The sequence below is a fragment of the Roseivirga sp. AWQ4_251 genome (genome assembly GCF_056158225.1).
The window spans coordinates 966024-980936 of the sequence record NZ_JBSWSW010000002.1 but is presented as its reverse complement, the minus strand read 5'-3'; the positions used below and the strand labels follow the sequence as shown (position 1 = coordinate 980936).

The following is a 14913-nucleotide window of genomic DNA, read 5'->3' as shown; positions in this document are numbered from 1 at the left end:
TTTGTGACTTAAACCTCCAATAATATGAGCGACAGGTATATGCAAAGAGGAGTTTCTGCCTCTAAAGAAGATGTTCACAACGCAATTAAAAACTTGGATAAAGGCGTTTTCCCAAATGCTTTTTGCAAGGTAGTTCCCGATTTTATGGGCAACGATGATGCTTATTGCAACATAATGCATGCCGATGGAGCCGGCACAAAATCTTCCCTAGCTTATATGTATTGGAAAGAAACAGGCGATTTGTCTGTTTGGAAGGGAATTGCTCAAGATGCCATCATCATGAATATTGATGATTTGCTATGTGTTGGAGCTACCGACAATATTCTGCTCTCTTCTACAATTGGCCGAAATAAGAATTTAATTCCCGGAGAAGTTATTGCCGAACTTATCAACGGAACGGAAGAAGTGCTTCAAATGCTTCGCGACAACGGAGTGAATATTATTAGCACGGGAGGCGAAACAGCCGATTTAGGTGATTTAGTTCGAACTGTTGTGGTAGACAGTACTGTAATCGCTAGAATGAAGCGCTCGGATGTAATTACTAACGAGAATATAAAACCGGGGCAAGTTGTGGTAGGTTTGGCCTCTTTTGGTCAGGCAAACTACGAAACAGAATATAATGGAGGAATGGGGTCTAATGGCCTTACTTCTGCTCGCCATGATGTATTCCATAAATATCTGGCAGAAAAATATCCAGAGAGTTTTGATCAAAGCGTACCAAATGAACTTGTCTATTCAGGAAGCTACCGACTCACCGATAAGGTAGAAGGAAGTCCTCTTGATGCGGGTAAACTGGTGCTTTCTCCAACCAGAACTTACGCACCTATCATGGTCGAAATTTTAAAACATTTCCGTAATGAAATTGGTGGGTTGATCCATTGTAGTGGTGGCGCTCAAACCAAAGTTTTACATTTCGCCAAAGACGTTCGAATTATAAAGGACAATCTTTTTGATATTCCTCCTTTGTTCAAAATGATTCAAGAAGAGAGCAAAACAGATTGGAAGGAAATGTATAAAGTTTTCAATATGGGTCACCGTATGGAAGTTTATATTGATGAGAAATATGCCGATGAAATCATAAAAATATCCAAGTCGTTTGGAGTTGATGCGAAAGTGATAGGAAGTGTTGTGAACAACAAAAAAGCTGAGGTGAACATCAATTCACTGTATGGCAACTTTGTTTATTAATGAAATTATAGGATTTTTTAAACTATTTTAATTTTACGGCTTTGGTTTAGTGAAATCAAAGCCGTAAATGCTTGAATACCACGGTATTTTGGTGCTCTTTTGCAGCCCTTTTTAGAAAGGGTTTGTGTAGTTGGATTTCACCTAAATGCCGGATGTTGTTACTAAAGAAACTTAGCCTTTTCTTAAGGCTTACCCTAGTTCTTGTTTTGGTAATATTTGAAGATGTAGCGTTTGCCCAAACGCCAATCACTTCCATTACCACTAATGCTGTCACTACTGGTTTAAATACTACTTCTTACACGGTTACCGCACCGAGTGATGCAAGTGGAGCCATCGATCCTAATGCTTCTTATCAGGTTAATTATGGAAAGGTTCAAAACCTATTCCCAACCTCGTATGTAGCAGGCGGAGTAACTTATAACCGCTTTGTTTTACCAGACACTTTGATTATTCAGAGGACTGATGCAGGAAGGCAGTTGATCATCTTCTATGAATACGATCAGGTGAATGAGTCAGGCACTCCTTTCTTTATTGATGTAGACGCGGAACAAGTAGATAATGAAGAAGCGCTTTACCAAACAGGTTTTCTGAATGCTGGCTACGACAATATTCTGGTTAACAATGCCACCAACTTCGCAAACGTAGAAAGAATCGATATTCTCTATTATTCCGGAGTAGTTACATCAGTGCCATCTACAGCGGTATTTCCAATTGTTGAAAGAGGCGGAAATGATGATATAAAAGTGGCAGCGATTAAGGCGCTTGATATCAACGGTCAGCCGAGTGAATATTACCCCAACGTAGTTCAAGTAAACAACGATGGTACTTCGGAATGGGGAAATACAGGTATTTCTCATACTTCTTTGGTCTTTAGAAGGCAGACTGCAACTTCTAATCCCTTGCCACAAACTACTTTGGATCCTCAAAATATTAGTGGTTCAGCAGTTAGTTTTGCCGCTTTTGGTGTAGGATCAAACGAAATTGTATATGGTTATTCAATTTTTGCCGATGATGTTGATGAAACAGACCCAAGTATAGATTTAACCGATATTCATACCTACCCAACAACTACAGGTGAAAATTCTGGACTTGATTTAATAGCTGGTATTTCTACAGCCGTAGCGAGTGACGATAACTTGACTAAAGCAACTGGCCCAGGTGGCTATAAACAAGCTTTGGATACTTGGCTTAAGGCTAATGCTGGTGTCACAACTTCAACAGACGGTTCCACAGTTACCGATTGGCAAGATCAGTGGTTGGGAAATCACGATGCCGTTACTTTAAATACGGCTCCAACCTATAGAGATGGAAGTGCTTCGGGGAGTGACGATATTAACTTCAACCCAACAGTTGATTTTGTGGATGGCGTTTCGCGCGGACTTCAGATTGCCAATAACACTGATTTCAATACTGCAGCATCTTCTTCCAAAGGAATTACCATTGCCTTTAGAACAGGAAACGACATTACTACCAAACAGCAGCTTTACGAGCAAGGAGGCTCATTTTCTAGTGGTATTGGTGCCTATATTCAGAATGGAGAAATTTATGTGGGTGCTTTTAATATCAACGGCACCGTTTGGGGGGATGCTATGAATACCGCTGCTTTGACTGGTGATCGAGAGATTACCACGAATACAGAATATATTCTGACTCTCGAATATCTTGGAAATGGTACACAAACGGGAACACTTACCGGTTACATCAACGGACAAAGTTTTGGTACCCTCAGCGACATGGGTCAGCTTTCTGCCAATACTGATGGAATAGGTTTAGGGAATGTAAATGGCAATGCCCGTTATGTAGACGGAACAACCAATGCAGCTTCTTTTTATGGAAGTATAGCTGAATTCATTTATAGCAATTCTCCAGGTTCCTTCACCTTTAACCAGCGCAATAGAACGGAAAGTTATTTGGCATTGAAGTACGGAATTACGCTCGATCAGTCTTCGGCTTTGAATTATAGAAATTCCGATGGAACCGTAATTTTCAATGCTTCTTCAAGCCGATCGATTGGTGGGTTTTTGGAATACAATTCAGACATCGCAGGAATTGGCCGCGATGATGCGTCAGAATTTATTCAGTTGAGATCGCAAAGTGAAAATCCTGGTAGCTTGGTTCAAATCCAGAGAAATTCATCGATTGGAGTAGATAATTCATGGCTTATTTGGGGTAACGATCAAGGCGCATTAACCGAAACCGCAACTGGAACACCTGATACCATCGATTTTAGATTGGAGAGAGTTTGGAGAGTTTCAGAAATGAATGATGTGGGGGTTACAGATGTGTCATTCGACTTGACTGATTTGGGTCTAGGAACCAATGTAAACAACTTCAGTTTGCTTGTTGGTGGAGCTTCTTCTTTGGGAGATTTCTCAAACGGAACTGTAATTACAGGCGGAAGTCTTAATACAATTGATGGCAGAACCTACATTACTTTCAGCGATGTAAACTTGGCCAGCCAAGAATACTTTACTTTGGGTACAGACTTCTACATAAGTGCTCCTGGTGGAGTAGAAACCGATTTGGCCCTTTGGTACAAAGCAAATGCAGGAACCAATACCACAACCAATGGTCAAGATGTTCTTTCATGGCAAGACCAGTCGATTAACAATAACGATGCTTCTGAGTCGAATGAAGGCGGAACTCCTGTCGAGCCTACCTTTGTAACCGGAGCGGTTAACTATAACCCAACCGTTCGTTTTACGGATCAGGGCAACACCAACAATTCTTTCTTGGAGTCATCTTTTAATCCAGCTTCGGATGATATGACTCTGATGGCTGTGTTTTCTACTACTCAGAATGAAGGTTCGACAGAATTCTGGTCTTCTCCTGCCCTTATTGGTGGAGAAACTGCGGGTACTGGAGCAGATTATGCTTTGGGACTTTCTGGTGGAAGACTTCACGCAAAAATTGCTGCTGGTGATGGTTTGGGAACGCGTTCTCCGGCCAGTCCAACTTATTCGGACGGAGTACCAAGAATTGCGACATCTACAAGGGTGAAAGCGGCCTCAGGAGCACTAAACATTTTTGTGAACTCAGCAAATGTAGCGACTGGTACCTCTGATAATACTTCTTTGACAGATCCTGCGACTGTTGCCATAGGTAACCAGCAAGACCCTGTAACAGCGGCTCAATTTGCTGGAGATATTCCAGAGGTGATTGTTTTTGCCGATGATTTGGATTCGGATGAAAGAAATAGGGTAGAAAGCTATTTGGCAGTTAAATATGGTATTACCCGAGCTGGAGCTGACGATTCAGGAACAGCTTCTATTGATGAAAGAGATTACAGAAGTGCTGATGGTTCCGTTATTTGGGATTACGATGTAATGGCCGTTAACAATGATATTGCTGGCATTGGTCGCGATGATAAATCTGCTCTAAAGCAAAAGCAGTCAAAAAGCATTAATTCTGATGCAATTGTAGCGATGGGAATTGGCTCAATCGCTTCGGATAATGTGTCCAATACCAATTCTTTCTCTACCGACAATAGCTTCCTTTTATGGGGGAATGATAACGGAAATGCAACCTATGCAGGTAGAACTACTGGGGTAACTGGTTTGGGAACCATCACGGAACGTATAACTCGTGTTTGGAGAGCCAGTAAATCTGTAAATGATGTAGGAGAAGTAACCGTTTCCTTTGACTTAACGGGTTTAGGTTTTGGAACCAAGCTTTCCGACTATCAATTGATTGCCACGGATTTAAATGTTGTTAGGTATTATCAAGCTGCATCTATCAATAATAATGTAGTCACTTTCAAAAATGTAGTTTTCAATAGTGGAGATTATTTTACTTTGGGAACGGCCCGTTCGGCCTGTGGCCCTGGTGGAGTTACTGGAGACTTGTACGTTTGGTTGAGATCGGATGAAGGAACTTCAACTTCAACAGATAATACCGATTTAACTACTTGGTCTGATCAATCATCGAGCGCCATTAATGCAGTGTCTGACGGAACGCCTCCATTGTTCAAAAACAATGCAACAGACAATATTAACTTCCATCCAACTGTAGATTTTGATGGAACAGACGACCGATTGAGTCTGGGCAATCTATCGGGCATCAAAACCGATGCCGCTAATGCTGGTGACTATACCATGATTGGTGTTGGAATCAGACAAGATGGTGACTGGAACTTTGTTCTGGGTTCTGAAGGTGGTGTAGGTAGCCAAGACCTTCACTTCGGTTATAGAAACAATAACACTACGGCCACGCTTGCTCACTGGGGAAATGACTTGGATGTAACAGTAAACGCATATAACAATCCGAATGAATCACCCTTTATTCTTTATGGTGAATATGATGGAACCGGAAGAGTAATAGAAGAAACTCGTAGCGGAGGCTTTAGAAGAAATACGGATAACAGTACTTCGGATTTAAGTGGAACAAGAACCAATTATGTGGGTGCAGTAGGAAGTTTAGGTACTTATAATGGCCCAATCAGTGAGGTAATCGTGTATTCCAACGATATTACCGATGTTAACAAGCTTAAAATCTATTCTTATTTAGCGATTAAATACGGAATCACGCTTACAAACAATAGCGACAATGACGCAACCACGAATGAAGTAATTTCTGGAAGTATTCGCGAAGGAGATTACCTTGCTTCGGATGGCTCAACCGTGCTTTGGACCTACGCTAATAATTCAACTTATCATAATGATGTAGCCGGAATTGGTCGTGATGACAATTCTTGTTGGTCGCAAAAACAGTCTAAATCTCAATATACTGATGATATTGTGACCATGGGATTGGGAAGTGTTGAATCGGATAATGAATCGAACCTCAATGCTTTTGACGACAATTTGGATTTCCTTTTATGGGGAAATGACAATGGAACCACAGCGCATGCTTCGGTAAATACAACTGATTTGCCTTCGAGCGTAGCTGAAAGAATGTCGCGTGTTTGGAAGGTTCAAGACAATGGCGAAGTTGGAGCTACCGAAATCCAGTTCGACTTGACAGGTTTAGGTTACACATCTGTTGCCGATAATTTCGCGCTTATTGTTTCCGATTCGCCTACCATGGCCAATGGAGAGCTTATTTATGGTGGCACTTTCAACGGAAATACAATTTCTTTCTCTGATGTAGATTTGCAGAATGGACAGTATTTCACCTTGGCAACTGAATTCGAGAGCTGCGGACCTGGAGGTGTAAACTCCAACCTGGAATTATGGTTAAGAGCCGACAAAGGAACAAGCACCACAACCGATGGTGCCAACCTTGCAACTTGGGCCGATCAAAGTGTGAATGGCAACACGGCCAGCGAAACCAACTTTGGTGGAGGAGCCGTTGTGGAGCCAACTTATCAGAGCAATCAAATCAACGGTAATCCTATAATTCGTTTCACGGATACCAATACTTCTAACAGCTCATGGATGGAAACGGCTACAGGAACAAATACTACGGGCGGTGATTTATCTATGATTGCTGTTTACAGAACAACTCAGTATCAAGGTTCTACTACTAATTTCCAAGACGCACCAGCTTTGATAGGCGCCAATGCTGATGGAACGAATGATTATGGTTTGGGGCTTTCACAGGGTAAGGCATATGTCAACGCTGCCAATAATTCAACTTTGAACGCTACTGACCCAACCAGAACTGATAATTTTGAGCCTTTTATGGCTACGGCTACTAGAGATGTAAATTCTCCTTTCGCAATTCAACTTTATGTGAATTCTGCGAATGTGGGTACTGGAACATCTGACGGAACCGCTTTAACAGGAGCAGATACTTGGGCTATTGGTAATCATTCTGTTCAAGATAATGAGGCTCAATTCCAAGGAGATATTGCCGAGGCAATTGTGTTTTCTTCTACACTTTCGGCTCAAGAGCGCACAAGGGTTGAAACTTACTTGGCATTGAAGTATGGAATTACCAGAGTGGTTTCTTCACTTTCGGCTTCGGAACAGGATTACTTGGCTGGTGACGGAGGAATTATTTGGGATTACGATTCTCAAGGAGCGACTTATCATCATGATATCGCTGGAATTGGTAGAGACGATGTTTCTTGTTTCAGCCAGCTTTCTTCAAACAGCGAAAATAACGATGCACTAGTTTCTATGTCCATCAGCTCGTTTGCTAGCAATGATGCCTTCTTATTATGGGGAAATGATAATGCCGCTATCGAAGCAATTAGAAATAGCGAACGTCCTGCAGGAATCAACAGCCGGTTGAATCGTGAATGGAGAGTTCAAGAAACTGGAGCGGTGGGTTCAGTGAGCCTAACTTATAATCTCAGCACCATTACAGGGCCAGAAGATGCAGTAGGTACAAATAACCTAAATCAAGTGAGGCTTATGGTAGATGCAGACGGTGATTTTAGTACGGGAACTACTTTGATTGAGCCAACTTCATTCAACAGCGCAAAGAAAACAGTAACCTTTACGGTTGATTTTACTTCGGGTCAGTATTTCACTTTAGGTTCCGAAGAACAAGCGGCACTGCCAATTACTTTATTGTCGTTCAATGCTCAAAATATTGCTAATAAGGAAGTAAAAGTAGATTGGCAAACTACTTCAGAAACCAATAATGCGTATTACTCTGTGCAAAAAAGTACCGATGGTCAAAACTTCAACACCATTGCCAATCTGCAAGGAGCGGGTAATAGTTCTGCAGTAATTGATTATACCTATTCTGACAAAGTACCTACGAATGGTGCCTCATTCTACAGGTTAAAACAGTCTGACTTTAATGGAGAAAGTACTTATTCTGAAGTCGTTAGAGTGGTAGTTTCCTTAAAAGAAGAGAAATCAGGCTATACGATTTACCCTAATCCATTGTATTTGGGCGATGAATTGAAGATTTCGCCTAATAATTCTTCTTCAGAAATTATTGAAGTAATCGTGAGAGATGAAAGAGGGCAACAAGTAAAACACTTGAAGCAAGGTTCTTTCTCTGCTAAGGAAACTTGGCAAATGTCTACTTCTGGCTTAACTCAGGGCATTTATTTGGTGCAAATTGTTGATTCAGAGCGAAAAGTGCATCGATATAAAATTATTATTCAGTAGGGATAATCTTAAGGTTATCCCTATTTTTCTAAAACGTTACGTGATGTTGAATGACGTTTTTTTTAGTTTAAACAACAAAAAAATATTTTTATTCATCAAATTTCCCTCTATTTTTACGGCCGTTTAGCCTTAACCAAGCTCGCTGTCTTACCAACGGCATAAATCTTCATCACATAAATAACCAATCACTCGATTGAGCATTTGGCTTTATCCTGCTTAACCATGTTTGTGGCTGTCGAAAGTCAGTCTTTAGAATAGGAATAGTCAAACTTTTGAACGAGAGTTAATATGTGGCCGAAAAACCAGACCTGCGGGTCATTTTTTAGAACAGTTTCCCTAATATTTTTATTGGGCTGCTCCAGCTTTACCCTAGTTGCTCAAACCCCTATCGAGTTAATTACTTATTCTAGTCCTCTTCCCACAAGTAATCCCTCGACTACTTTAGTTACTGCTCCAACGGATGCGATCAATAATATCATTCCAAACGAGGACTATAACGTCAATTATGGAACAGGGGATAATCTCGAAATAGCCTCATACACTGTAGCGGGATTTACTTATGACAATTTTGTATTACCCGATACCTTGGTGATACGGAGGACCGATAATCAATTTTTTATCAACATTTGGTATACTTTGGGTTCATTGGATAATGTGTCTGACCCCCATGAAGTGGATGTTGATGCTGATATGGTAAGTGATGCCGATGCTCTTTATCAGAGCGGGGTGTTGAATGCTGGTTATGATAATATCTTGGTAAACTCTGATGATGAAGGCTTAAGCACAATTCAGGCTCAGGTAGAAAGGTTGGATGTAATTTGGTACACGGGTATAGTGACTTGTCAACCAGATAGCGCGGTTTTTCCAATAATCGAAAGAGGGGGGAATGATTCCATTAAAATTGCGGCTATTAAGTCATTAGACGTTAATGGCGACCCAGCTTCATACGGAGAGATGGTTGAGGTAGTTGATTCTGATTGGCCAGATGATAATGATGATGGTAATGGAAGCGAAGGAGGGCGATCTTTTGATAACTATTTGATTTTAAGAAGACAAACTAAGGGTCTTGATCCTAGTCCTATCATTAATATTGGTACGCTTTACTCTCAAAATCCTCAGAGTATTCAAGGAATTGCAGTATCCTTTACAGATTTGGGAATTGCAGAAAACGAGGTGATTTATGGTTTCTCATTGTTTGCATACGATGTTGATGACGAATTTCACGACTTAACTGATATAAATACTTTTCCTGATACCACAAAAGCTAGTACTTCTGGATTAGATTTGGTTGCCGGCCTTTCGGCAGGGGTATCCTCAGATAATTGTCTTTCTCCCGCTGTTGGGCCTGGGGGGTATAAGAAAACCTTAAGCACTTGGCTTAAAGCTAATGCTGGAGTAACTACTGCGGTTGATGGAAGCACGGTATCCGATTGGCAAGATCAATGGATTGCAGATCATGATGCTGTTTCTGGTACAGCTTCCAATCCAACATACAGAAGCACTTCTTCCAATATAAACTTTAATCCTACAGTAGACTTTACCTCAGGTTCTACTTCTCTGAGCATTGATACAAATTCAGATTTTAATGATCCGGGGCCATTTACAACTAAGGGGCTCAACATTGCTTTTAGAACAAGTACAAGTGACGTTTCAACCCGACAGGTGATTTATGAGCAAGGGGGAAATGGAACTGGAATGATTGTATACGTGCGCGATGGGAATCTACATCTTTCTGCATGGAATCGAACTAACGATGGCCCTGGCTCACCTTGGAATAACTCAGGAAATATCAGTACGGTTAGTGTTCCGGTAGATACTAATAAAGAGTACATCGTAACTTTTGAATACAACGGTAATTCTTCCACTACAGGAACAATCACAGGTTATTTGAATGGTCAAAGTTTCGGTTCTTTATCAAACGTTGGTCTTCTTTATACAATGGGAGGTATTGAAATGGGAGCCTCTGATGGCACATCACGATATGATGATGTGTTGAACGATTCTAATACGAACTCTTACTTCGGAGAAATATCAGAGTTCATCTACTGTTCAGAGCCAGCCAGTTTCCCTGCCATTCAACGTTATAAAATTGAAAGTTACCTCGCTTTAAAATATGGAATTACCTTAGATCAGTCTTCACCAGTTAATTACTACAACTCGGACGGAGTGCCTATTTTCAATACTACAAATAGCGCATCCATTGGTGGTTATTTAGAATACAATAAAGATATCGCGGGTATTGGCAGGGATGACGCTTCAGTCTTTGAGCAGCAAAAATCCAAAAGCGAAAACGACAACTCTGTTGTTACCATTGATCATGGAGGTTCTTTCTCAAAAGATGACTCTTGGTTGATTTGGGGAAATGATGGTGGAGATTTGACAGATGATGAAACCACTGATGTGCCATCTATTATTGCAAGGAGGCTAGAAAGGGTTTGGAGAGTAGCCGAAACGAATGAAACAGGTGCAAATACTATTTCTTTCGATATATCAGGAATGACTTTCGATATAGGTTCACCAGCTGCTTCTGATTTTAGTTTGCTAATTGGTGGAGAAGAATCAGGTGCCACTTTCACTTCTGCTCAAATCTATACTGGAGCTACTTTAAGCGGAAATACTTTGACTTTTTCTGGAGTGGATTTCGAGAACGGACAGTACTTCACACTGGGAACCCGATTTGTTAGTTGTGGGCCTGGTAATGTTACTTCAGGGCTATCATTATGGTTAAGGGCCGATTTGGGTCCAAATACCTTGGCCGATGGTGATGATGTTTCTAATTGGGGAGATTTTGCAGCCTCTAACGATGCTTCTGGTTCAAGCAACCTTCCTAGCTATGTTGAAAATGGACTGAACTTTAACCCTTCAGTAAACTTCGACTTGTCAAATTCAGAGACACTGGCTGGTTTGGCCGGTTTCAATACTACAGCCTATTACATCGTTTTCACTCCAAATACCAATATGACTGCCGCAAGTGGAACGTATGTGGTTGTGGGCTTTGATAGCGATAATGCATTCTCGAATATTGGAGGTTTCGTTATTGGCGATGCCAATGATGATCTTGCATCAGAATTATTTACCCATATGGTGGGTAAAGAGGGGGCTACCAGATATAGCACGGGAGTTCATGATATTACGTATGGCTCTCAAATATACGCTGGCACAAACTTATTAGCTGGTGTTAGAGATGATGCCGCTGTGAGTCCAAGTGCTACCGAAATAAATATCAATGGAATAGATTTGGCCGATTTATCGTCTGGTACGCTTATTACAGAAACGGATGTAGCTTATAATTTAGCGCGCTATAGCGAAAACAATTCTCTTGCTTTAGATGAGTATTTTGACGGTACAATTTCCGAAGTAATATCATTTTCAACACGACCTGATGATGTTGATCAGCATGCTCGTATACAATCTTATCTCGCCATAAAATATGGACTGACTTTGGATCAAACGGTTGGCCAGGATTATTTGAACTCAGCAGGTAGTACGATTTGGAATGCAACAGATAATAGTGGTTATGACAATAATATAGCTGGAATAGGTAGAGACGATAATTCTTGTTTCACACAAAAGCAATCGAAAAACCAGGAATCCGGATCGATTTTAACCATTGGTTTAGGCGAGATTGCCGAAACCAATCTTGAAAATGAAAATGTTTTCACTGCCGATCAATCTTTTATGGTTTGGGGACATGATGGAGGTAGTATAGAATTATTTGATGTTAATACTTCTGATGTGCCTTCTGGGGTTACAGAAAGAATGGAGCGCGTTTGGAAGGTAGATGAAACGGGAACCGTGGGTGGTACATCAATTAGCTTTGATCTAACCAATCTGTTTTATTCTAGTTACGCGGAGGATTTCAAATTAATTATTTCAAGTTCATCTACAATGAGTTCAGGTAGAACCATTGGTGGAGGTGTTTTGGAAAACGACATTCTTACATTTGACAATATCGATTTGGCCGATGGTGAGTTCTTTACTTTAGGAACAGCTGTAGAAGATTGTTATCCAGGAGGTGTTTCTACTGGTGGTCTGTCGCTTTGGCTTAAGGCAAATTATGGAGTGGATGCTACAAATGATATGGACGATGTAAGTGAGTGGCTAGACGCAAGTGGATCAGGAAATGATGCAGTTGCAGTTTCTGGTAGCACGCCAATTGCACCTAACTATAAAACACAAGTTTTCAACTTTAACCCTTCGGTAAGATTTTATGACCCAGGCTCAGAGGAATTTATTTCTTATTTGAGAACTAACAATGGAAATGTAGCCAGTGGGGATATGACAGTTTTTGCTGTCTATGCATCGACCATTGCATCTGGAAGTACCACATTTTTTGAAGATTCACCCGCCATTGTAAGTTCAGGAACAGGAGATACGGATTTGGATTATGGCTTATCTCTTCAAAATGGAAAATTAGGCTTGAATGCGTCTAATACATCCGGTTATGACATTGTAAGTAGTTCTAGCTATAATGGTGGAAAACCAAGAATCGCATCTTTCACTAGAACTCAAGCTGTTGATGCTTCTGGAATTAAATTGTATGTTGATTCAGACTTGGTAGGAACCACTGCCTCTGACAATGCTTCCTTGAGTGATGGAGCTATTGGAATAGGTAATAATAGTGGTAGTAGGTTGCAAAGCCAGTTTGCTGGAGATATTGCCGAAGTAATTGTGTTTTCTAGTGTGCTATCGGCAACCGAGAGAGCGCAGGTAGATTCCTATTTAGCCATTAAGCATGGTATTACTAGAGCTGCAGAATCAGGCGAGGAGGATTACTTGGCTGCAGATGGCGGCATAGTTTGGGATTGGAGTGAGGAAACCTCATATGACTACAATATTGCAGGAATAGCTCGGGATGATGCTTCTTGTTTCTTGCAAGAAAAATCAAAAAGTTCAAATAGTGGCTCCATTCTTACGATTGAATCAGCGGAGGCAATGGATACGGATGACTCTTATATGATTTGGGGAAGCGAGAACGTGCCACTTGAAGGAGGAAAAGCTGATGGAAATACTGAGTTTGACGACAGTCAAGTTCAAAGTAGACTTTTCAGAGAATGGTATGTTCAAGAGTCAGGAACAATAGGTAAAGTGAATGTTACTTTCAACCTATATGAGGTTACTGGCGCTTATGGTGTTGGAACTAATAATATGAATCAAATTCGATTGATGCTAGATGATGATGGAGAATTTACCTCTGGTGTTACATTGGTGGCTCCGACTTCATATAACTCTGTCAACAAAACCGTTACGTTCAGTCTCGATTTGGCAGATGGAGATTATTTCACACTTGGATCATTAGAATCTGCAGCATTGCCAATTACTCTGGTTTCTTTTGAAGCAAAGAATAAGGATAACAAACAAGTTGATCTTCGCTGGGCTACCGCAGCAGAAGAAGGAAATGCCTTCTTTACCATAGAAAGAAGTGCCAATGGACAAAACTTTGAGTCAATTGGAGTGGTAGAAGGTGCTGGTACAACGGATGTATTCAGAACTTACGAGTATGTTGATGCCAAACCACTTTCTGGAATTTCATATTATCGATTGAAGCAGACCGACACCAATGGGAACTTCACTTATTCTTCGGTAGAACGTGTAGTTGTAAACTCTGCAGTTGCTGAATTTACCGCCTCATTCCATGCTTACCCTAACCCTGTTTCTAATAGTGAGAAGCTCAATATTCAATACAAAGTTGAGGCAGCTCAAGATTTAGGACTTCAAATTGTTGGCATGAATGGAATGCTCTTAGCCGAGGAAACAGTAAGTGTAAATGCAGGAGAAGGCACGTTAGAATTGGATGCTCAGAAACTCTCTAAAGGTTTAAACCTGATTAGAATTGTTGATAGGGATAGAAGAATTTACACGCTTAAAGTGATTAAGAGATAGGTTATTCTGCGTAATAATCCAGAATGTGCTGAGAAATGACACGATAAATTTCTGCTAACTCAGAGTCGTTTTGAAGTGCACTAAAGTGCTTATCGAGAATTTCCATATCACCTCTTTTGGCTGGCCCTGTTTGAGCATTTTCAGGGCCAATCGCTAAAGATTTATTTAGCGTTTCGACAATCAGTGGTTGAAGCAGTTCGAAATTCAAATTTTGAGCTTCGAGAATGTTCTTGGCAATAGTGAACATATGATTAGTGAAATTGCAGGCAAACACAGCAGAAAGGTGAATTACCTTTCTGGCCTTGCTATCCATTATCTCTGTTTTGGAGCTAATACTTCTCCCTAATGCCAAAAGAATTTTTTCTGTGAATTTATTTTCACCCTCAATACCAATCGGAATTTCGGAGAAATCTACCTTTTTACCTTTGCTAAAAGTTTGAAGGGGGTAGAATACACCTACATTTTCCGTTTGAGCATAACCCAATGCTTTTAATGGCACCGAGCCTGAGCAGTGCGCCAAAACTCCATTTTTAGGAAGTTGAATAGAGGGAGCAATTTCAGCAATGGCATCGTCAGATATTGCCAAGAGAAAGACGTTCGCTTTGCTATTCGAAAAATTGAGATTGTTAGTAACGTTGGCGTTGAAGAAGTCGAGTGCAAAACTTTTAGCTTTTCCGATATCTCTACTGTAGATATCGGTAACAATGTGTCCCGCATTTTCTAAGCTCCTGGCTAAATGCCATGCTACATTTCCCGTTCCTAATATGGCAACATTCATACTCACCGTGCTAATCTACAAAGTGGAGAGACATAATTGCTTTCTAGCGGTCAA

General features: G+C 40.8%; 4 protein-coding genes. 3 read left to right on the top strand and 1 reads right to left on the bottom strand.

Features of this window, described 5'->3' with window-relative positions:
• The first annotated feature begins 24 nt into the window (after nucleotides 1–24).
• From ACXACJ_RS18445 to ACXACJ_RS18435, 3 genes are all read left to right on the top strand, one after another.
• Nucleotides 25–1188 (top strand): AIR synthase related protein, encoded by a 1164-nt coding sequence (locus ACXACJ_RS18445; protein ID WP_475135893.1) that lies wholly within the window; start codon nucleotides 25–27, stop codon nucleotides 1186–1188.
• Nucleotides 1189–1340: 152 nt separating this feature from the next.
• Complete coding sequence (locus ACXACJ_RS18440) at nucleotides 1341–8198, top strand: DUF8202 domain-containing protein (RefSeq protein ID WP_475135892.1); 6858 nt, start codon at nucleotides 1341–1343, stop codon at nucleotides 8196–8198.
• A gap of 288 nt (nucleotides 8199–8486) precedes the next feature.
• Nucleotides 8487–14081 (top strand): DUF8202 domain-containing protein, encoded by a 5595-nt coding sequence (locus ACXACJ_RS18435; protein WP_475135891.1) that lies wholly within the window; start codon nucleotides 8487–8489, stop codon nucleotides 14079–14081.
• 1 nt (nucleotide 14082) lies between these two features.
• Here ACXACJ_RS18435 and ACXACJ_RS18430 read toward each other — a convergent pair whose 3' ends face one another.
• Nucleotides 14083–14859, bottom strand: coding sequence for a Rossmann-like and DUF2520 domain-containing protein (locus ACXACJ_RS18430; protein ID WP_475135890.1), 777 nt, complete (start codon nucleotides 14857–14859; stop codon nucleotides 14083–14085).
• Between the last annotated feature and the right edge of the window lie 54 nt (nucleotides 14860–14913).

Bases quoted from the DNA above. Each gene is read 5' to 3' on its own strand.
- ACXACJ_RS18430 (WP_475135890.1), bottom strand. From the start codon at position 14,859: ATGAATGTTGCCATATTAGGAACGGGAAATGTAGCATGGCATTTAGCC.
- ACXACJ_RS18440 (WP_475135892.1), top strand. From the start codon at position 1,341: ATGTTGTTACTAAAGAAACTTAGCCTTTTCTTAAGGCTTACCCTAGTT.
- ACXACJ_RS18435 (WP_475135891.1), top strand. From the start codon at position 8,487: ATGTGGCCGAAAAACCAGACCTGCGGGTCATTTTTTAGAACAGTTTCC.
- ACXACJ_RS18445 (WP_475135893.1), top strand. From the start codon at position 25: ATGAGCGACAGGTATATGCAAAGAGGAGTTTCTGCCTCTAAAGAAGAT.